The following is a 21145-nucleotide window of genomic DNA, read 5'->3' as shown; positions in this document are numbered from 1 at the left end:
CAAAAAAAGAGCGTTAGATAATCAAAAATCTATCGCTCTATTTTAAATATTACATAAACTATATTATGTATCATTATAAACTATCCAAGGCATTTTTCTGCTCATCATTAACGATATGGGTATACAAGTCGGTAACTTGTGTGCTAGCATGTCCTAGCTGGTGACTGACCATAACCTGTGATTTGGTCGCATCATAGAGACGAGTTGCTAGTGTATGACGCAGTTTATGGGGTGTTACGCGTACTTTGAAGTCTTCTGAATACTTGGCTACCATCTTTTCGACACTAGAAGCGTCAATACGGTTTGGAACACCTCTATATAAAGTTAGAAAGAGAGCTGTATCAGTCTTTTCTGTCTTATAACGTTTGTCTCGAATAGCGAGATATTGCTCTAAATAAGGTTTAGCAAAGGCAGCAACATTGACCGAGTCTCGTTTTCCACCTTTTCGAGTTACATCAATCACCATCATCTTGAGATTAAGGTCTCGAAGATCCAGATTTACTGCCTCAGAGAGACGTACACCAGAGGCAAGAAGGAGTGCAATAATTGCCAAATCTCGCTCTTTATTCTTATTAAAAGAGGATAGGGCACGATTTGAGAGAGTTTTGGGGTATTCCTCATCGATATAATTCAAAAAACCCTCTGTTTCATCGCCTAAAAAGAGCTTTTGCTTGATATTTTCGGCTCGAGCAGCCAAAGTTTCTTTCTTTTTCTTGGTAGCAACTTTCTTCATAACATTGCGATAGAAATAAGGTTCCCCTTGTTCATTTTCAACTTCCTCAGTCAAGTACTTATAAAGACTAGAAAGCGCTGATAAAGTACGGTTGATGGTTGTTTGGGAGACACCATTCTTTGTCGTATTAGCATTAAGCAAAGGGCGTTCACGTAAGTAAAGAATAAAAGATTCCATGTCTTTCTTTGTCATATTCTCAAGTACATCTAAAGGTATATTTGCCATGGTGTCAGCATTCGATATACCAGATTCTAAAACCCAGCTGAAAAATCGATCGTATTCCTTTAAATATTCGTACAAGGTTGTAAAACTGTAGGGGACGGCTAATTTTGATTGATAATATTCCAGAACATACCAGGGCATCACTTGTTTGAGTTTATCAATCCGTTCTAATAAGATCTCGCGTTTCATGTTTTTCTCCAAATCTTTCTATACTAGTAGTATAGCATAGCTAGATATATTTTTCAAGAAAATTATAGTTTTTCGGAAAAATGTAATAGGTGATATATGCAATATCTAAATTTTTGCAATTGTAACCAAAAATTTTTTTAGTTTTTCTTTTAATTAATTTATTATGATTAAAATTTTTTATACTTTTTGCTAAATGCTCCTCTGTCGATCTTCAACTCTAGTAAATGTAATTCAAGTAAAATTTGATTCTTATTATCATAAAAACCAAATCATATTTGATTTGGTTTTGGAGTTTTATATTTCATTTTATTAAAATGAAAGTTTACTAATACAATCAGTTACGACTATACTCTTCTTTTTTATTCATTACCATATAGCACGAAACTAAGATGACGAAGATTTTTATCAAGTAAGTTTCGTATTGATTAGTATCTATGGTTAGTTGAGACAAGACATTAATAATTGAATGAGTCATTACACAAATCCAGAGATTGTTTGTTTTAATATATAGTGCTGATAGTATGAAAGAATTTGTCAGTAATCCAATTAGAAACGGCGTCAATTGTAATATTGCCAGAGAACCATCTATGTAAAAGTACAACAGATGCCAAATAGCCCAACTAAAAAAGGTTAAGATTGTGGAGAGGAAATACGGCAAATGTTCTTGTAAAATTGGTTGAAATACATATCGCCATCCAATCTCTTCTATTCCTCCAAATAAAATAAATTTGAAGAACATCAAAAAAGGGAGATACCAGTTAAATTCTAACATTTTCCCACCAAACAATATGAAAGAAAAATCAAATATAATTAGGAAGAAAGATAATAAATAGTGTTTATAACTAGTATGAATGTTAAAAAAATCTTTTAAAATCTTCTTAAAATGAATATGAAAATATCGATTAGCAACAATTATTCCCCAGAGAGCTGAAGAAATTCCACCTAGAATGATTCCTGAAATAGTTAATAAATCAGAATGAACAGAGTAACGATTCAATAGAAAGAAAACTAGACAAACTGATACTAATTGGATAAATGTTCCTAGCAAATATACCAAAATTGCCTTATTTTTTTTCATAGAGAAACCTTTCAAAACATATTATAACTTTTCGTAATAAAAATTATGTAAATTAATACTACTTATAAAAGCAAATCTTTTACTTTTCCAATTTCACTTTTTGGAATAACGAGATGGATCATATCTCCTAGATACATCCTTGTAGATCCATTTACTGTCTTACTTTTACCATTATGTACTTGGGTTGTGATAAGCACATTATGAGGTAAATTGAGTTCATGTACTTGTTTTCCAGCTATTTTGTCTGAAACAGGGATTTCTATTAGTGTAACTTCTCCGTCATCAGTTGCTGATTCAGGTAACATTTTCTCCAGCATGGCTTCATAGACAGGTGCTCCTTTGAGCAAATCCATGACGATGTAAGCTACTAGGGTCACCATCCCTAAAGGCATTAGATTTCGGATGTCACCAACCATTTCAGTTACAAGAATCATAGCTGTCAAAGGTGCTTTTGAGATAGCCCCAAAATAACCGCTCATTCCAAGAATTACAAAAATAGGAAATTGCTGCTGGCTAACAAGGCCAAGATTGACACAAATAACGCCTACTAGAGCACCAAGTATAGAACCTAATGCTAAAATTGGTAAGAAAATACCACCTGGCAGTCCACTTCCGTAACTGATCATGCTCCAGATAAAGCGAATGATAAAGTAAAGTAAGATAATTTGGAAACTAAAATTTTGTTCTGTTAAGGATAAAACAACTTGATTCCCGCCACCAAGAATCTGTGGTAGAAAAATTCCTACGGGAATAATAAGAATAAAAGCAAAAATCGGATGATAAGCTTTATCAACGTGAAGCCTTTGGCCAATCCATTCATAAACCTTGCCTACATTCAGAACTGCTTTTTCATAAATAAAACCTGAGAGCCCGAGAAAAATCCCCATTACCAGATAAATCCAATATTGGCTCAAACTCATGAGAGGGATATCATCCGGCATATCCAGAACAGGTGTTAAGCCGAAGATCAGAAGAGAGACAAAGTTTGCTACCAGACTGGCAGCCAGAGTTGAAACCCAGAAAAATCTTGAAAAGTGATGGTAAACTTCTTCTACTACAAAAAGCAGACCTGCTATTGGAGCGTTAAAGGCTGCAGCAAGTCCAGCAGCAGCTCCACTAGCTATTAAAGAGCGCTCTTCTACTGGGCTAGATTTCAGCCATTTAGCAATTCCTTTACCTCCAACGGCACCTAGTTGAATACTTGGACCTTCACGACCGAGCATGAGTCCACTAGCGATTGCTAAAATACCAAGGATGTATTTCTTCCAAAGCACACTCCACCAGTTGAGTGACATGAGACCTTTTAACTCCGCCTCAACTTGAGGAATACCAGAACCTTTGATATCCTTTTCTGAGCGTGTTAATTTAGCACTAAGCCAGCAAATAACAAGATAAAGCAAGGAGATAATCAACAGGTTACGTACAAGATTATCTTGATCACGATAAAGCCCTTGGATGACATGAAAACCTTTTTCAATAGAAAATCGAAAAGACCCAACAATAAGGCCTACGACTAATCCAACGATAATTCCTCGCCCTACTTGAGATAGAATTGTACTTGACGCAAAGGCAAATTCTTTCTTGGAACTAAGTGTTTCCGACTGTTCCTCCATAATTTTCTCCTTTAATTATCTTTTTCAGCTTCTGAAACGATCGTTTTAATCGGTTCAAAGCTTGTGCGATGAATGGGTGCAACACCGTACTTTTCTAAACCTTCTAAATGTTTAGCCGTTCCATAACCAGCATTTTGAGAAAAATCATAACCTGGAAATTCCTGGTCATAGTTAGCCATGATCTTATCTCTGGTAACCTTAGCAATGATGGATGCTGCTGCAATAGAAAGCGAGTTTGCATCTCCTTTGATGATGGATGTTTGAAAAATCGGCAAATCTAACTTCATAGCATCAATCAAAAGATGTTCTGGTTGAGGTTCAAGCTGAGAGATAGCTTCTTTCATTGCTAGTTTCGTTGCTTCATAGATATTGACTTGGTCAATGACATGATTATCCATAATCCCAATACCGATTGCTAGAGCATTCTCTTTGACAGCCTGAAAAATCTCCTCGTGTTTTTTCTTAGGAATCTTCTTACTGTCATTCAAACCTTTAATCTTACAATTTTGGGGAAGAATGACTGCTGCAGCAACAACAGGACCAGCTAAAGGTCCACGTCCAACTTCATCTACGCCTGCAATTAAGCTAATACATTGAGCGTAAAGCTCTTTTTCATAAGATAACATGCCTTCTAAGCGCAGATTTTCATCAATTTCAGCTTGAATAGCTTTCTTGCGCTTTTCAATTTCTTTTTGAACACCTGAACGAGAATCTTTTTCAAACTCCTTAAACAGAGGACTATCAAGTTCAGTTATCTTTCCTAGTTCTTCTTTTATTTCTTTAATTGTTGCCATTGAGGTCTTCCAATGTATCTAATGTATAGTTGCCTAGTTTTCCATCACGAACTTCTTTTACAAAAAGGTTGTAAAAACGATCGTAATCATCACGGAAACCAAGAATACGAGTCATATCCATGATGATTTCTGGAGCTTCGTCGTCCAGATTCATTTGTTTAAAACGTTCTTGAAGCTTTTCAGGATAATGTGTTTTAAAGTAATTAAGACCAAAAATTGTCACTTCATCCATTGGAAGCAACTGATCCTTGATGGCTCCTGTAAGGGCAAGTTTAAGAGCGACAGTTTCATCTTCGAATTTTGGCCAGAGAATCCCTGGAGTGTCCAAGATTTCCAAATCTTTATTTGTTTTGAGCCATTGTTGGCCCTTTGTCACACCTGGTTTGTTACCAACTACAGCAATTTTCTTACCAGCCAAACGGTTCATCAGCGTTGATTTACCAGCGTTTGGAATCCCAACGATCATGGTACGCAAGGTCTCGATTTGAATACCACGTTCCTTCTGACGAGCGATTTTATCTGCCATGAGTTTCTTAGCAGCTTCCGTTACGACTTTTACTGTTATTTGTTCCTTAGAGTTAATAGCAAGTGTCTGAATACCTTGTGATTCAAAGTATTGACGCCACTCTTTAGTTAATGCTGGGTCCGCAAGGTCTGCTTTGTTCAAAATCAATAGTCTTGGTTTATCTCCGATGATTTTAGTCAGCATCGGATTTTGACTAGACAAGGGTAAACGTGCATCAACTAAAACCGTCACAAAATCAACAAATTTTAAATTTTCCTGAACCTGACGACGCGCCTTAGACATGTGTCCAGGAAACCATTGAATAGTTGCCATTTTATTTCCTTTTCTTCATACAAACTTATTCTAATTAACATAGATGATTATTGACTATTTTACCATATTTCAGCTATTTTTGCAGATGAATTGTGCCAGTAAAAAGAGAAATCCCCCTTTATCCAAGAGGAAAAGAGGGATAAAATTCTTATTGATGAACAGCTTGTGCTGCAGTGATAAGAGTTAATTTGTAAACATCGTCAGAGTTACATCCGCGAGAAAGGTCATTTACTGGTTTGTTAAGACCTTGCAAAACAGGTCCAACTGCAGCAAATCCACCGAGACGTTCAGCCATCTTGTAACCGATATTACCTGCTTCAATACCTGGGAAGATAAAGACATTAGCTTGTCCAGCTACATTACTTCCAGGTGCTTTAAGAGCTGCAGTTTCTGGAACAAAAGCAGCGTCAAATTGCAATTCGCCATCAATTTCAAGGTCTGGACGAAGCTCATGAGCGATTTTTGTTGCTTCAACAACCTTATCGACACTTTCACCAAAGCCTGATCCCTTAGTTGAATAGCTAAGCATAGCAATCTTAGGTTCGATACCAAACATCTTAGCTGTGATCGCTGAGTTAATCGCGATTTCAGCCAGGGCATCAGCATCGGGGTTGATGTTGATAGCACAGTCACCAAACAAGTAACGTTCAGTTCCACGAACCATAAGGAAGGCACCTGATGTACGGCTCACATTCGGACGAGTCTTAATGATTTGAAGAGCTGGACGAACTGTTGAAGCTGTAGAGTGAATAGCTCCTGAAACCATACCGTCTACTAAGCCCATATAGACTAACATTACACCAAAGTAGTTAACATCATTAACAAGCACTTCTCTTGCTTCTTCTTCTGTCATTTTTCCTTTACGACGTTCAACAAGCGCAGCTACCATTTCTTCAAATTGTGGGTAGTGTTCTGGATCAATGATTTCGTAACCTTCTGTAATTCCTTCGATTTCAAGATAGATTTTAATTTTTTCAGGGTTTCCTAATAGGACAGGGATAACTTCTGTTTCTTTTACCAAACGCTTCGTAGCTTGAAGGATACGTGGTTCTTCACCTTCAGGTAAAACGATGCGTGCATTTTTACCAACTAAGTTGGCTTTCAAACTTTCAAAAACTTCCATGAGTTTTGACTCCTTTTAAGATAATTTATTATTTGATAACTGTGTAATAAGTGTGTCGAAATCATCCGGTAGTGGGCTTTCTAGCTCTAACTGTTCTTTTAAGAACGGATGATAGAACGATAAGTAATGGCAATGTAGAGCCTGGCGCTCTATGCCGTGGTCTAAACTTCCACCATAAAGGTCATCTCCGAGTAATGGAAACCCAATATGCGAGAAATGAACCCGAATCTGGTGGGTTCTCCCAGTATGGAGACGAATATCAACTAAGTGAATATTCCCGTAAGATGCCACGATTTGATAGGACGTATGAGCATATTTCCCACCCTTTGCTACTCGTCGAGTGATGATAGAATCTTCATCTCGGGCTATTGGAGCGATGATTTCTCCCTGTGGTTCCAGATGTCCATCTCCCTTGACTAGCGCGTAATAACGCTTTTCAATAGCCTTTCTCTGCAATTGCTTGTCTAATCTAGCATGCGCGTAGCCATGTTTTGCAAAAAGCATCAAGCCAGAGGTATCTCTATCAAGTCTAGTAACGATGTGAACTTGTTGGTTTTCATAGTTCTGTTTGACATAGTAACCCTTGATAAAGTTGGCAATGGTATTGGAATGATTGACGCTAGGAATAGATGCAACACCAAAGGGTTTATTAATAATCAAGAAATGATCATCTTCAAATAGAATATCTAGCGGATAATCAATTGCTTCCAGTGTCTCGAAACCTTCTTCTGGAGGAATATCAACGACAACCTCATCCCCAATATCTAAGAGATAGGTAGCGTTCTGTGGATGCCCATTCACTCGGATATCACCACCTCGAAACTTAATCTTGGCAAGTAAACCTTTAGAAACCTCATGTTTCTTTAGAAAGGTTTTTACCTTAACATGTTCGTCGGCAATAAATTGAAACCTCATTCGTCCACCTCACCAATAAAGGCATCTTTAACACGATTCCAAAAACTGGTGTGGCTTGGAGTGGCTACGAAATGAATCTTGTGGTGGTCGATTTGGTACTCTATTTTTTCAATATTTCGGAAAGAATAGATACTATTATCGATAGAGATAGTATGATAATCATTTCGAGTTGGTATTAGTTCGATTTTATCTTTCTTAGGAACAATAATTGAAGAACCAAGTGTGCGGTAGATTCGGTTGTTCAAACTGGCAATTTCAGCTAATTGTAAGGCTTCTATGGTTGGATGCAGTACTGCTCCACCAAGTGATTTATTATAAGCTGTACTTCCTGTCGGCGTTGAAACCGTCAAGCCGTCTCCTCGAAAACGTTCAAAAGGAACATGATTAATAATAACATCCGCAACCATAGTGCGATCCGCTCGACGAATACTAGCCTCATTTAGTGCTCGGAAAGACTTGACTTCTCCATTTTCAAGAAATATTTTAACACTTAAGAGCGGATAAGAAACTCGAGCTCCATTATCCAGCTGTAAATTTGTGACTAATTGATCCAACTCAAAATCACGATAATCCGTATAAAAACCTAAGTGACCAGTATGGACCCCAATAAAACGCACCTTATCGAGTTGGTTTTCATATTTATGAAATGCAGACAGTAACATGCCATCTCCACCAATAGAGATAACGATGTCTGGATTCTTATCATTCAGGATAAAATTATTCTTTTTTAAGCGATCTTTTAATTCAAAAAGAACCTTTTGACTCTGAGGTTTACGGTTGGCAATTAGGTCAATTCGTTTACCTGTATTCTTCATCGGTATCGTCACTGTTTCCTACCCCGTCATTTAATTTTCTGTGCAAAGGATCAAAGAGTGCTTGCGCTTCCTGGATATCAGCACGTATCTTACTCATTTCTTCGTCTAGCTGATGAGAAATTCTAGCAGTAATCTCAAGTCTTTCCTTGATTTCTTCCGGGAAATCTCCTTGGTATTTATAGTTGAGTGAATGTTCAATCGTCGCCCAAAAGTTCATTGCCAACGTACGAATTTGAATCTCAACTAAGATGGTTTTTGCACCATTTATAGTATCGACTGTATATTCAATAACTACATGGTAAGAACGATAACCTGACGCCTTACGATGAGTGATATAATCTCGTTCTTGAACAACTCTCATATCCTGTCTTTTACGAAGGATAGATACAACCTCATTCACGTCGTCTACAAATTGAACCATCACACGCAATCCTGCAATATCTTGCAAATCTTGTTCAAGCGTGTCATAGGTTATTCCACGACGTGCCATTTTTTCTTTGATGCTTTCAATCGGCTTTACGCGACCTGTGACAAACTCAATAGGAGAATGTTTATTTTGTTTTCGATATTGTTTTCGGATACCTCGGAGTTTAATTTTCAATTCTCCGACAGCTTGAATGTAAGGATCTAAAAATTCTTCCCATTCTGTAATCATATAACTCTTACGTCCAATTCTCTCTACACTATAATTTATCTAGTTTTTGATTTTCTAGTGAAAATCAGATACAATAAATACAATGCTTATTATACCATAAATCGCTTTCAAATATAAAGAAAAGGTTGAAAAAATGAAACATTTAGAAATTGAAATGAAAACACTTCTCAGTAAAGAAGAATATCAGAGATTGCAAGGCAAATTTTCAGAAATTTCACCGATTACACAAAAAAATTACTACTTAGATACACCTGGTTTTTATCTTCGTCAACATAAGATTGCCATGCGCATTCGTACATTTGAAAATAGTGCCGAATTAACCATAAAAATCCCTCAAAAAGTTGGAAATATGGAATACAATCAAGCGCTCACTCTAGAAGAGGCAAAGAAATGTTTGGAAGAATGTAAACTTCCTCAGGGAATGATTTTAGAAGAACTTTCAAATCGAGGTGTTTCACCAAGTGGATGGATTGTTTTAGGTTGTTTAACCACTGTTCGTTATGAGAAAGAGACCTCTATCGGACTGATGGCACTTGATCAAAGTAGCTACTTCGATGTTGTTGATTATGAACTAGAGTTGGAAGTCGAAAATGGAGACCAGGGAAGTCTTGATTTTCAGGAGTTTTTACAGGCAAATGATATCGAATACAAGAATGCACCTTCAAAATTAGTTCGATTTATAGAAAATATGAAAAAATCCTGAAATAATCAACTTTTTTTGATAAAATAAAAGAGATAAAAAATATTAGAATCTGTAACAGAAAACACTTGTTTTAAATTTGTTTCCTTTTGCTGATTCACTTAGTTTATAGAGGACGGTTTATCAATGTCAGATACAAAGAATATGAAGCTTTTTTCACTTTCATCAAACCATGAAATTGCTCAAAAAATTGCAGATGCTGCAGGTGTTCCACTTGGAAAATTATCATCACGTCAATTTTCAGATGGTGAAATCCAAGTTAACATAGAAGAAAGTGTTCGTGGCTATGATGTTTATATCATCCAGTCTACTTCTTATCCTGTTAGCAATCATTTGATGGAACTTTTAATCACTGTTGATGCCTGTGTTCGTGCTAGTGCAAATACAATCAATGTTGTCATGCCTTATTTTGGTTACGCTCGTCAAGACCGTATCGCTTCTTCTCGCGAACCTCTTACGGCTAAACTTGTTGCAAATATGTTGGTTAAAGCTGGAGTTAGTCGTGTATTGACACTTGATCTTCACGCTGTTCAGGTTCAAGGTTTCTTTGATATTCCTGTTGATAACCTCTACACAATTCCTCTTTTTGCAAAACATTATTGTGATAAAGGTTTGACAGGTTCAGATGTGGTTGTTGTTAGCCCTAAAAATTCAGGTGTAAAACGTGCTCGTAGCCTTGCTGAGTACCTTGATGCACCGATTGCTATCATCGACTATGCTCAAGATGATTCTGAACGTAGCCAAGGATATATTATCGGTGAGGTTGAAGGCAAGAAAGCAATCTTGATTGATGATATTCTAAATACAGGTCGTACTTTCTCTGAAGCTGCCAAAATCTTAGAACGCGATGGAGCGACTGAAATCTATGCAGTTTCAAGTCACGGACTTTTCGTTGACGGTGCTGCAGAATTGCTTGATGCAGCTAATATCAAGGAAATTTTGGTTACAGATTCTGTCGTAACAGAAAGTAAAAAACCAAAAAATGTACAATACATTACTGCAAGCGAATTAATTGGTGATGCCATGGTTCGTATTCATGAAAGAAAACCAGTTAGTCCACTATTTAAATTTAAATAGAAATTAGGTGAGTTTTTGATTTATTTGGATAATGCTGCTACGACACCCATGTCACCTGTAGCTATCTCAGCAATGACTCAAGTCATGCAAGAAACATATGGGAACCCTTCTAGTATTCATAGCCATGGACGTCAAGCAGGTAAATTATTACGAGAAGCGCGTCAAGAGTTAGCGAGTTTACTAGGAACAAAGCCACAGCACGTTTTCTTCACCTCTGGTGGTACAGAAAGTAATAATACAGCAATTATTGGTTACTGCCTTCGCCACCAAGGGCGTGGGAAACACATCATTACTACTGCTATTGAGCATCACGCAGTTCTTGAACCAATTGAATATTTGGTTGAAAATTTCGGGTTTGAAGTGACAATTCTAGAACCTGAAAATCAAGAAATCACTGCAGACCAAGTCAAAAATGCACTCCGTGAAGATACCATTCTAGTTTCAACTATGTTTGCAAACAATGAAACAGGAACTCTATTACCGATTGATGAAATTGGTGATGTTCTAAAAAATCATCCAGCTGTTTATCATGTTGATGCAGTCCAGGCGGTGGGTAAATTAGAGATTCTCCCTGAAGAATTGGGGATTGATTTTCTCAGTGCTTCTGCTCATAAGTTTTATGGTCCTAAAGGCGTTGGTTTCCTCTATGCAGCTTCTACAGATTTTGATTCTTATCTACACGGTGGAGATCAAGAACAGAAAAAAAGAGCAGGAACAGAAAACCTTCCTGCAATTATAGGGATGGTCGCAGCTCTAAAGGATGATCTTGAACATATAGAGCCTAATTTCGAAAAAGTTCAAAAACTACAAGAAACATTTTTAGGTGAAATGGATGGATCAAACTACTATCTAAACCAAGGTAAAGAGCAACTTCCCTATGTCCTCAACATTGGATTTCCAGGACAACGCAATGACCTACTGCTACTTCGTCTAGATCTTGACGGAATTTCTATCTCGACTGGTTCTGCTTGTACTGCTGGTGTTGTTCAAGTCAGTCATGTTCTTCAGGCTTTTTATGGAGAAGATTCGCCTCGCTTACACGAATCTGTCCGCGTCAGCATTTCACCTCAAAATACAGAACAAGAAATGATAACTCTTGCTAAAACTCTTAAAAATATCATCGGAGGATAACTCAATGGCATTCGAACAAACAATTAAACTTAAAAATTGCCGTTACGATTACACACTTAGCCCAACTGTAAAGAAATTTACTCTTAAAGATAATACTTTCTTTGAAACTAAAGTTGGTAATTATGAACTCACACGTCTACTTGAAAAAGTTCCAAATAGTGGAGAAGGTTTCCAGCTTAAGATTATCATCAATAAAGACCTATCAGGCGCAAAGATTAATATCACTGATAAATCTGGACTCCGCTTAGTTGATATTTTTAAGTCTGAGGAAACACATATTCACCAAGAGAAATTCTACTTCTTGATGGATAGTCTGGTTGAACGTGGTGTATTTACAAAAAGCGAAAGATAGAAGGTCGTTATGTTTCGATTAACTTACAAGGATCCTTATAAAGTTGAACGTGTGCAAGAATATGAAGATTATGAAGCACTCATGCTTTCTCTATCAGGTTGTGTAACTCTTCCTGATACGACCCTTATTACTTCATTAACACATAATGGAGTAGAAATCTATCAGGGGCTTCTTGGTGATCTCTATCGTTTTTTAAAATCTTACCACGAAAATAGCTAAACTAAGATTTTTCTTAGTTTTTTTTTCGTTATTGTTGCTTTTTTCACAAACTTTCTATAAAATAGTAGATAGAAAGGTTGTGATTTTGTGAAAGAAAAACAGTCTGCTATTCCTAAAGCAACAGCAAAGAGACTATCTCTCTACTATCGTATTTTTAAAAGATTTAATGCTGAAAAAATTGAAAGAGCTAATTCCAAACAAATAGCGGAGGCAATTGGTATTGATTCTGCGACTGTTCGTCGTGATTTCTCCTACTTTGGGGAACTTGGACGACGTGGTTTTGGATATGATGTTAAAAAGCTCATGAACTTTTTCGCTGATCTCTTAAATGATAATTCTATTACCAATGTGATGCTTGTAGGTATTGGTAATATGGGACATGCCCTCCTCCACTACCGCTTTCATGAGCGTAACAAAATGAAAATCATCATGGCTTTTGACCTAGATGATCATCCTGAGGTTGGTACCAAGACACCCGACGGTGTTCCAATCTATGGAATCTCTCAAATAAAGGATAAAATTAAGGATAGTGATGTTAAAACTGCTATTCTTACTGTTCCTAGTGTTAAATCTCAAGAAGTTGCGGAACTTTTGGTTGATGCTGGTATCAAAGGTATCCTCAGTTTTTCTCCTGTTCATCTACATCTTCCTAAAGACGTAGTTGTTCAGTATGTCGATCTTACTAGCGAACTTCAAACCCTCCTCTATTTTATGCGAAAAGAGGATTAGAAAGCGAATTGATTTATGAAAAAACCAGTTATTGGGATTACAGGAAACGAAAAAGCCCATCCAGACGATGAGCTTATGATGAGTTATGCTGCCAAAGGCTTTGTTGAAGGAGTTAAGGAAGCTGGAGGTATCCCCATTATCCTACCAATTGGTGATGAAGAAATGGCCGGTTACTACATTAGTTTAATTGATAAACTTATTTTAACTGGTGGACAAAACGTTGACCCTAAATACTATGGTGAACCAAAAGCTATTGATAGCGACGATTACCACGTTCAACGTGATATTTTTGAGTTAGCCCTCATTAAAGAAGCAATCAAGCAAAAGAAACCTATTTTTTCTGTCTGTCGTGGTACTCAGCTCTTTAACGTAGCCATGGGTGGGTCTCTTTATCAAGATATCGAAGATCATTGGCAAGATACTTCCGCTGAATACACTACTCATCGGCTTGTCACCGAACCAGATACTATTCTAAGAGAAATCTATGGAGAAATCTCTCATATCAATTCTTTCCACCATCAGAGCATCAAAGATTTAGCTCCTAATCTTAAGGTTGTAGCACATGATCCTAAAGATGGTATTATTGAAGCTGTTACAACTACGGACGGCTTCCCTTATCTTGGTGTTCAATGGCATCCTGAATTTCTCTTTGAAAATCGCCCCAAAGATAAAACACTTTTCGACTATGTCGTCAATGAATTATAATTTCGATAAATTAGTTAATTAATTATGAATGAACTTAACCCACCTTCTACTCATGAGCTTTTGAGAGATTTAGATGTTAATGTTTTCTCATCTGTTAAGAGCAAGGAAATTGACCATTTCTCAACCTATAAGGAAAAGAAAATAGAAGTTTATTTTCAACTTTCTAATCTATATAGTCTTTTAACGGCAGAAAGTTACCAATCATTTTCTAAGAATAAAGAGTATCTAGACAAACTCTCACTAAAAGACAAACAAAAAGAACTGAAAGAAATGTCTAAAAAGGCAAAACCATTTTGTAAAAATGCAGATGCTAAATTTAAAGGCAGATTTCGTTCTTCGCTTGTTTTTTACAGAGATATCTTGATCCACTCAAAAAAGTATTATAAAATTGAAGACTTCAATGCTATTATTGACGTTATCGTACAAGAAAAGTTGCTGGTCCCTACAATTGATCCTCTTCCTAAAATTGATATGAACGAAGTTGAGTCCTATGCTTTACAAGCGTTTGAGCAGGGTTCCCTAAACTTCAAAAAATAATCCTATATCAAGTCCGTCTTCTCGCGGTAACTAAAATAATCAGAATGAGAGACGATTAAATGGTCCAATAAGACCAATCCCATTAATTCACAGGCTTCTTTAACAAGCTTCGTAACATGGTCATCATTGGGGCTAGGAACCACTGCTCCTGATGGATGATTGTGAACCAGAATCACAGATGTTGCCATATGCTTCAAAGCGTAGTGGAGAATTTCCCTCGGTTCAGCAATGCTTCTCGTGGCAGACCCGATAAAAATAGTCTGCTGATGAATGATTTGATTTTGAGTATTCAGATAGAGCGCCACTAGGTGCTCTTGTTTTTTATCTCCAAGCTCAGACTGCATCTTTTTAGCTAATTTACGACTGCTAAGAATACTCTCCATTTCCACTGTTTCCTTTTTATGGATACGGTAGCCTAATTCAATAACGGCTTGCAATTCGATAGCCTTAACACGTCCAATACCCGATAGAGTCTGCAATTCCTGTAGACTCATTCTTTTGAGGTCAGTTAAACATGTCAGCTGATTTAAGACCTTCTGCGCTATTTCAAAAACATTAGCCTGTTTTGTGCCTGTCCTTAGTAATATTGCCAGTAATTCTTGGTTGCTGAGTGCTTCTACTCCTTCTTTGACTAGTCTCTCTCTTGGTAAAAGCGAATCTTCTTGAAATGAAATACTATACATAAAAATCCTCCTCACTTTATTATTCGTGAGAAGGATGCTTAATTTGATAAATATAAGTTATTTTTAGATTTTTTCAAGAGCTAGTCGTAAATCTTCAATCAAATCATCGACATTTTCTAGTCCAATTGATAGACGGATTTGATTTTTAGTTACTCCTGCTGCTTCTAGATCAGAGTCAGACAATTGAGAATGAGTTGTAGTTGCTGGATGAACGACCAATGATTTGGCATCTGCTACGTTTGCAAGGTTTGAAAAGATTTCTAAGCTATCAATCACCTTACGAGCTTCTGCTTCTCCGCCTTTAACGTGGAAGGTAAAGATTGAACCAACACCTTTTGGTAAATATTTCTCCGCCAAGGCATGGTAAGGGCTATCAGCTAATTTTGGATAATTGACTTTTTCAACTTTTGGATGGTTCACAAGGAAATCAACGATTTTCTCAGCATTTTGAACATGACGTTCAACACGGAGAGATAGTGTCTCAAGACCTTGTAGGAGCAAGAATGAGTTAAATGGTGAAAGGGCAGCTCCCATATCGCGAAGCAATTGCACGCGAGCAGCAACGATAAAAGCTGCAGCACCAACATCACGAGTATAGCTGATATTGTGGTAGCTTGGATCTTCATCGACTAATTGAGGGAATTTCCCTGAAGCAGCCCAGTCAAACTTACCGCTATCAACAATGACACCGCCAATAGTTGTACCGTGTCCACCGATAAACTTAGTTGCAGAGTGAACTGCGATATCTACACCGTGTGAAAAGACATTGATAAGATAAGGCGTTGCAAAGGTATTGTCTGAAACCAAAGGAATCTGATGTTTATGAGCAATTTCAGCTATTTTTTCAATATCAGGAATGTTGATAACTGGATTACCCAAAGTTTCAATCAAAACAAGTTTTGTATTATCTTTAATCGCTGCCTCTACTTCTTCTAGATTATCAATATCAACAAAAGTTGTGGTGATTCCGTAACGAGGAAGGGTTTCTTTCAAAAGGTTAAAGGTCCCACCGTAGATAGTTGAAGCTGCAACCACATGATCACCAGCATGAGCAAGTCCAAGAATAGTATAAGTAAGAGCTGCCATCCCAGAAGCTGTGGCAAGTGCACCTACTCCGCCTTCTAGTGCTGCAATACGCTCTTCAAAGGCTGAAGTTGTTGGGTTAGTGATACGAGTATAGATATTACCAGCCTTCTGAAGTGCAAAGAGTTCTGCACCCTCCTGTGTATCATCAAATACAAAAGATGTTGTTTGGTAAATTGGTACAGCACGAGACTTGGTAGTAGCATCTACCACTTGCCCTGCATGCAATTGAAGAGTTTCAAATTTAAATTCACGAGTCATCATCAGACCTCCAAAGATTTCATTAATTTAATTGTATCATCTATGTCAGTCAGTTACAAATACAACTTTGTTATATATTGGCATAAGTAATAGCTATGGCTATTATTAAAATTGTAGAACTTTTTTCAGAAAGTTTAAAAAGTTTGTTTTTACTTCTCCTATACTTTATAATGGATAAAAAGGAGAAGACTATGTCAGAAATTACACATGAAATTGATTCAAACTTCGCTGGTCGTTTAAACATTTTACGTGCTGGTGTGCTCGGAGCCAATGACGGGATCATTTCCATCGCTGGAGTTGTTATCGGCGTTGCCAGTGCAACCAGTAATATTTGGATAATCTTTCTTTCAGGTTTGGCTGCCATCTTAGCGGGTGCCTTCTCTATGGCTGGAGGTGAATATGTTTCAGTATCTACTCAAAAAGACACCGAAGAAGCCGCAGTAGCTCGTGAGCAATTACTTTTGGATAAGGATATCGAGGCTGCAAAGAAATCTCTATATGCTGCTTATCTTCAAAATGGTGAGTGTGAAACTTCAGCTCAACTTTTAGTCAATAAAGCTTTTCTTAAAAATCCACTTAAAGCCTTAGTTGAGGAAAAATACGGAATCGAGTATGAAGAGTTTACCAATCCTTGGCATGCTGCAGCATCTAGCTTCATCGCTTTTGTTCTTGGTAGTTTACCACCAATGCTTTCCATCACCATCTTTCCAAGTGACTATCGAATCCCTGCTACTGTTTTTATCGTTGCGATTTCTCTATTGATTACAGGTTACACCAGTGCCAAACTTGGAAAAGCCCCAACTAAAACAGCTATGATTCGTAACCTTTGTATCGGCCTTTTGACCATGGGTGTCACTTATCTATTTGGACAGTTGTTTAGTATTTAAGATAAAAAATAATGCTGAGAAAAACTAGCTTAAAAATAAAACCACACAGTGATTTCAAGCTTGAATAGCATCAAGCCGAAAGAAATACTGTGTGGTTTTTGAATAGTAGACCTTTTAGAGTCTAAACTACTGGCCAATTTTGCTAGATTTATAGTCGTGAAGGTGAATCCTAACTCTGTTTAAATGGCTTATTTGCCTCTAATACTCAATGAAAATCAAAGAGCAAACTAGCCACAGGCTGTACTTGAGTACATCAAGGCGACGCTAATGCAGTTTGAATTTGATTTTCGAAGAGTATTAATTATAAACCATGACATGAGAAAGTGATTCTTTCATAAAATACTGGTACTGAACCTCTGAAATATTAAATGATGCAACAACTGCTCAATTATTGATAAACATAAATTGATGATGGGATGGAACTAACTTTGTATGCACATGATACATATAAGTAAACTGAATGTCATTGTCTTCTTCAGGACTATTTGTAAGTTTTATCAACTAAAAAGCGCGATTATCAAGATAAGATATTAGAATTAAAAATTGACTTTTTTCTATCAAAACAGGCAAATAAATCGCAATCACTTACTTTTTTCTTTAAAAGATTCATATAATTTTTTATATAAGTCTTTTATATCTTTTTTCTGAGAATTCAACTCTTCTTTACCGTAGTCAAAATTTGCTACTACAAATCCCTCGTCATCATTAGAAAAAGTAAAAAATTCTATTTCAATGAGTTTATTATGCTTAGAGTCCTCAATAGTATCTCCTAAATTATTATTAAATTGCTTCACCTCTTCTTCACGAACTCCGAACCCCATAGCAGCTCCATTTGCAATGATGTTTGAAAATACTTCTTCTGAAGACGCTACTTCTTTTACAGTTATGAAGTATGTAGCTTCTTCTGTTTCTACTTTTTTCACTTTATTCCATTTTTCTGTATCACTAGAAGAAACCGTATAAACTGTTAACTCCAGTGTTGGTTTATTGGTATTTTCTTTTATGATCATTTGTTTTCCAAAGAAGAAAATAGCAAGTAGCCCAGCTACAAAGATCAAAGCGATATAAATTATCTTTTTCATACATTATCCCCTATATCTTTCATATCAATGATCACATCAACTTTGTTATAGACAGCTGGATCATGCGTCGCTATTATAACATATTTGTCTTCATCTCTTTCATTTAATAATAAACGAATAATTTCTTTTCCAATCTCACCATCTAAAGCTCCTGTGGGTTCATCTGCTAAGATAATTTTACGTGGTTTCATTAACATTCTGGCAATAGCTACACGTTGAGCCTGCCCTCCAGACAATTCATATATTTTTTGATGTAAATGGTCGCTCGACAGTCCTACTTTTTCAAGTACATCAGTTATTATTTTTTTGTCTTTAGTGATAAGTTTCAAATTATCATATACTGTTTTGTTCTCTATTAAAGAATAATTCTGAAATACATATCCAACAGTATTTTTAAAGAAGGTTCTTTCTTTTATCTTCCAAATATCCTGTTCATCAACTAAAACGTTCCCACTGTCAATTTTTTCTAATCTTCCTATAATATTAAGAAGAGTACTTTTACCAGAGCCAGAACCTCCAATCAATGCGTAGCTTTTCCCAGATTCAAATCTTAAATTTAAGTCTGTAAAGATCTTTTTTGAGCCAAAACTTTTTGAAACGTTCAAAAGGTCAATTGTCATGTTTCATCTCCTTTTAAAATTTTAGTATAGCTTTCAGATAATTTTCTAAAACTCATGGTTATTGACAACATCAAAACAAGTATAGAAGCAAGACCAATATATAGCAGCTCTATTTGCCCTGTCATAAGAAATGTAAATAGAATAACCATTGTAATAGTCATCATAAAGTACTTGAGACTTGAAATTGCTATATATGTTTTTGACAGACCCAAAATGATTTTTTTCACATATTCATTCTGTTTTAGGGCAATATAAAGTTGGACATATTGATAAATGAGTATAAAGACAATACTGTAAATTATCTTCTGCAAGATTTGTGACAGTAGAATTTGGTGCTCTAAGGATTGGATCTTCAACTTCACAATTTGGTAAACATCTACTGGATTCATTGAAAAATTTAACGGGATAGTCATCTCATTTATTTTTTTAACCGCTTCAGGACTAAAAAGAGATTTATATAGTATATTACTAGCCAAAGAAAACTTGTTGTTTTCGATCATTTTGTCTGTGTCTAACACAACAACAATATTATCTTTGCTATCTGCTACACTTTCCATTGGTAAAATATCTTTATTTTTATGATCGATATCAGCATCCTCATTGAAATAAAAAATTTTATCACCATCAGGAATTATTTGTACTGCAAGCTCTTCTGTTGTATAGTGTGTTCCAATAAATTGTTCTGCTACAACTGTATTCTCAATAGATTTTTGGTTTTCTTTCCATTTCTCAGGAATATAAATGGTTGCTATCTTATTATCTAAAAGATGATAGTTTGTTCCATTCACTTTATTTTGTAGGTTAGCACCTGTTTGATTGATATAAATCAGGTCCTTATTTATTTCTGGATTCGTTATTCCATCGTTTTCTAATTGTTTAGAAAAGTCTTCTAAAACATGAGATGTTTTCATAAGATCTGGTACATAGGCCGAGGATCGTTCTATATATAAATAATCTAAGTTTTTTAAGGAAGCAGCTATCTGTAGATACTGACCATCCGAATCGCTTACTTCTCCATTTTTAGCAAAGTTATTTTCTATTCCAAGGAACTCAATTCTTCTCCAGTTCTTTACTGTGTCCCATGGTACTAAATTCTGTATCTGGATGTTGATACTGGATTGACTACTCTTTGTTTCTTGTAAAAAAATTCCTGATACAACGATAATAATCGAAATAATGGCAAGCCATACGACAAAAATAAGCTTGTTTTTTGCCTTGTTTTTGATAATTTCAATGGGCTTTTCAATCTGAATCGTCAACCAAAATAAAACAAAGGTGATGAGATCAATGATTTGAAATAGTATAAAATTCGTTAAAAGCAGAGAGAAAAATAACTTAGAACTATAGGTGAAGAAACCATTTCCCAAAAAAGAACTGTAAGAAATCATCAATAAAGACATCATAATCAGTTCAAAAATAAGAGAAATGACATACTCTCTTCTTAAATCGTATACAGGCAATCCCAAAGAACGTCGTATCACTCCTTCTTTAATCTGCCTCGTCCTAACAACAAATAAAACAACTAATAAAGTTAAGTAAATGGAACCCATTAACAGTATTCTTAAAGTTCCAGTGAATTGTAATATTCCTCCTATATACCAAGGATAAGCCATATATACAGTTTGCAGTCCTGTCATCGTAAGTGGTTTCAAACTGTCTACATCCATTTCCCCAAGGGTATAATACATCCCTATTATCGGTACTGACTTTAATTGTTCATTATTTACATCATCGACATTTACATACTTCAACTGACCCGAGCTCTGAACGATGGGCTTGTAAATGGTAACTTTTTCCGTTTTTGATAGGTCACGAAGCATTTCGTATATTTCATTATTTGAAAGATTGCTTTTCCCTTGAATAGAAAAAGCACCATCAATTGGTAAAGGTATGGGAGTTTCGGTATCGCTAATAGTGACCAGACCAATTGCAGCGATCAAACAAAAGAAAAAGCCAATGATACATAATTTTAATTTCATAAGCACCTACCCTATCCTTTCATTGGGTCTCTTGTTTTCATAAATTATTTTTAAAATCTATAATAATCCCAATATGCATTTAATCGAACATCGTTCCAAGATTTTTTTGAAAATATTTATCTATA

General features: G+C 36.1%; 23 protein-coding genes. 9 read left to right on the top strand and 14 right to left on the bottom strand.

Going from position 1 to position 21145, the window contains the following annotated elements; genetic code table 11:
* Positions 1-73: 73 nt before the first annotated feature.
* From xerS to TZ94_RS09135, 9 genes are all read right to left on the bottom strand, one after another.
* Entirely contained in the window at positions 74-1144 is a 1071-nt protein-coding gene (xerS, locus tag TZ94_RS09175; protein ID WP_045616124.1) for a tyrosine recombinase XerS, read from the bottom strand.
* Positions 1145-1478: 334 nt separating this feature from the next.
* Complete coding sequence (locus TZ94_RS09170; RefSeq protein ID WP_045616123.1) at positions 1479-2222, bottom strand: CPBP family intramembrane glutamic endopeptidase; 744 nt, start codon at positions 2220-2222, stop codon at positions 1479-1481.
* A gap of 62 nt (positions 2223-2284) precedes the next feature.
* Entirely contained in the window at positions 2285-3835 is a 1551-nt protein-coding gene (locus tag TZ94_RS09165; RefSeq protein ID WP_045616122.1) for a ClC family H(+)/Cl(-) exchange transporter, read from the bottom strand.
* Positions 3836-3846: 11 nt separating this feature from the next.
* Complete coding sequence (locus tag TZ94_RS09160) at positions 3847-4629, bottom strand: ribonuclease HII (protein WP_045616121.1); 783 nt, start codon at positions 4627-4629, stop codon at positions 3847-3849.
* Positions 4616-5467 carry a ribosome biogenesis GTPase YlqF gene (ylqF, locus tag TZ94_RS09155; protein ID WP_045616120.1) on the bottom strand — a complete coding sequence of 284 codons (852 nt, stop codon included), beginning with the start codon at positions 5465-5467 and terminating at the stop codon, positions 4616-4618. The genes TZ94_RS09160 and ylqF overlap by 14 nt, the downstream gene beginning before the upstream one ends.
* Positions 5468-5615: 148 nt before the next feature.
* Positions 5616-6590 (bottom strand): phosphate acetyltransferase, encoded by a 975-nt coding sequence (gene pta / locus TZ94_RS09150; RefSeq protein WP_045616119.1) that lies wholly within the window; start codon positions 6588-6590, stop codon positions 5616-5618.
* A gap of 15 nt (positions 6591-6605) precedes the next feature.
* Entirely contained in the window at positions 6606-7505 is a 900-nt protein-coding gene (locus TZ94_RS09145) for an RluA family pseudouridine synthase (protein WP_045616117.1), read from the bottom strand.
* Positions 7502-8320: an NAD kinase gene (locus tag TZ94_RS09140; RefSeq protein ID WP_016465841.1), complete on the bottom strand. Its 819-nt coding sequence runs from the start codon at positions 8318-8320 to the stop codon at positions 7502-7504. The genes TZ94_RS09145 and TZ94_RS09140 overlap by 4 nt, the downstream gene beginning before the upstream one ends.
* Positions 8304-8975, bottom strand: a complete 672-nt coding sequence (locus TZ94_RS09135; protein ID WP_045616114.1) for a GTP pyrophosphokinase — start codon at positions 8973-8975, stop codon at positions 8304-8306. Before TZ94_RS09135 ends, TZ94_RS09140 begins: the two co-directional genes overlap by 17 nt.
* 133 nt (positions 8976-9108) lie before the next feature.
* Between TZ94_RS09135 and TZ94_RS09130 the strand changes: the two genes are divergently transcribed.
* From TZ94_RS09130 to TZ94_RS09095, 8 genes are all read left to right on the top strand, one after another.
* Positions 9109-9678: a CYTH domain-containing protein gene (locus TZ94_RS09130; protein ID WP_045616112.1), complete on the top strand. Its 570-nt coding sequence runs from the start codon at positions 9109-9111 to the stop codon at positions 9676-9678.
* A gap of 123 nt (positions 9679-9801) precedes the next feature.
* The gene (locus TZ94_RS09125) at positions 9802-10752 is read left to right on the top strand and encodes a ribose-phosphate diphosphokinase (RefSeq protein ID WP_016465844.1); all 951 of its coding nucleotides are present in this window, start codon (positions 9802-9804) and stop codon (positions 10750-10752) included.
* A 15-nt stretch (positions 10753-10767) separates the two neighbouring features.
* Positions 10768-11883 (top strand): cysteine desulfurase family protein, encoded by a 1116-nt coding sequence (locus TZ94_RS09120; RefSeq protein ID WP_045616110.1) that lies wholly within the window; start codon positions 10768-10770, stop codon positions 11881-11883.
* Positions 11884-11887: 4 nt separating this feature from the next.
* On the top strand, positions 11888-12235 hold the full coding sequence (locus TZ94_RS09115; RefSeq protein WP_045616108.1) for a DUF1831 domain-containing protein: 348 nt from the start codon (positions 11888-11890) through the stop codon (positions 12233-12235).
* Between the two features lie 9 nt (positions 12236-12244).
* Entirely contained in the window at positions 12245-12454 is a 210-nt protein-coding gene (locus tag TZ94_RS09110) for a DUF4649 family protein (protein WP_045616106.1), read from the top strand.
* An 87-nt stretch (positions 12455-12541) separates the two neighbouring features.
* On the top strand, positions 12542-13183 hold the full coding sequence (locus TZ94_RS09105; protein ID WP_004252929.1) for a redox-sensing transcriptional repressor Rex: 642 nt from the start codon (positions 12542-12544) through the stop codon (positions 13181-13183).
* A 15-nt stretch (positions 13184-13198) separates the two neighbouring features.
* Positions 13199-13888, top strand: a complete 690-nt coding sequence (locus TZ94_RS09100) for a gamma-glutamyl-gamma-aminobutyrate hydrolase family protein (protein ID WP_045616104.1) — start codon at positions 13199-13201, stop codon at positions 13886-13888.
* Positions 13889-13948: 60 nt separating this feature from the next.
* Complete coding sequence (locus TZ94_RS09095; protein WP_241767296.1) at positions 13949-14425, top strand: hypothetical protein; 477 nt, start codon at positions 13949-13951, stop codon at positions 14423-14425.
* Positions 14426-14427: 2 nt separating this feature from the next.
* Here the strand turns inward: TZ94_RS09095 and radC are convergent, their stop codons facing one another.
* Both radC and TZ94_RS09085 read right to left on the bottom strand, forming a co-directional pair.
* Entirely contained in the window at positions 14428-15108 is a 681-nt protein-coding gene (gene radC / locus TZ94_RS09090) for a RadC family protein (RefSeq protein WP_045616100.1), read from the bottom strand.
* Positions 15109-15171: 63 nt separating this feature from the next.
* Entirely contained in the window at positions 15172-16452 is a 1281-nt protein-coding gene (locus TZ94_RS09085; protein WP_045616186.1) for an O-acetylhomoserine aminocarboxypropyltransferase/cysteine synthase family protein, read from the bottom strand.
* 191 nt (positions 16453-16643) lie between these two features.
* Between TZ94_RS09085 and TZ94_RS09080 the strand changes: the two genes are divergently transcribed.
* On the top strand, positions 16644-17339 hold the full coding sequence (locus TZ94_RS09080; RefSeq protein WP_045616098.1) for a VIT1/CCC1 transporter family protein: 696 nt from the start codon (positions 16644-16646) through the stop codon (positions 17337-17339).
* Between the two features lie 581 nt (positions 17340-17920).
* Here TZ94_RS09080 and TZ94_RS09075 read toward each other — a convergent pair.
* Genes TZ94_RS09075 through TZ94_RS09065 form a run of 3 tightly spaced genes read right to left on the bottom strand, consistent with a single transcriptional unit; the run spans position 17921 to position 21020 of the window.
* Positions 17921-18421 carry a hypothetical protein gene (locus TZ94_RS09075; RefSeq protein WP_045616096.1) on the bottom strand — a complete coding sequence of 167 codons (501 nt, stop codon included), beginning with the start codon at positions 18419-18421 and terminating at the stop codon, positions 17921-17923.
* A complete protein-coding gene (locus TZ94_RS09070) occupies positions 18418-19041 on the bottom strand; it encodes an ATP-binding cassette domain-containing protein (RefSeq protein WP_045616094.1) in 624 nt (207 codons plus the stop codon). Before TZ94_RS09070 ends, TZ94_RS09075 begins: the two co-directional genes overlap by 4 nt.
* A complete protein-coding gene (locus tag TZ94_RS09065) occupies positions 19038-21020 on the bottom strand; it encodes a hypothetical protein (RefSeq protein WP_045616093.1) in 1983 nt (660 codons plus the stop codon). Before TZ94_RS09065 ends, TZ94_RS09070 begins: the two co-directional genes overlap by 4 nt.
* Positions 21021-21145 lie beyond the last annotated feature (125 nt).

It is taken from the genome of Streptococcus infantis, from assembly GCF_000960085.1.
In the GTDB taxonomy this organism is placed as follows: domain Bacteria; phylum Bacillota; class Bacilli; order Lactobacillales; family Streptococcaceae; genus Streptococcus; species Streptococcus infantis_C.
This window is presented reverse-complemented; position numbering and strand designations above follow the sequence as displayed.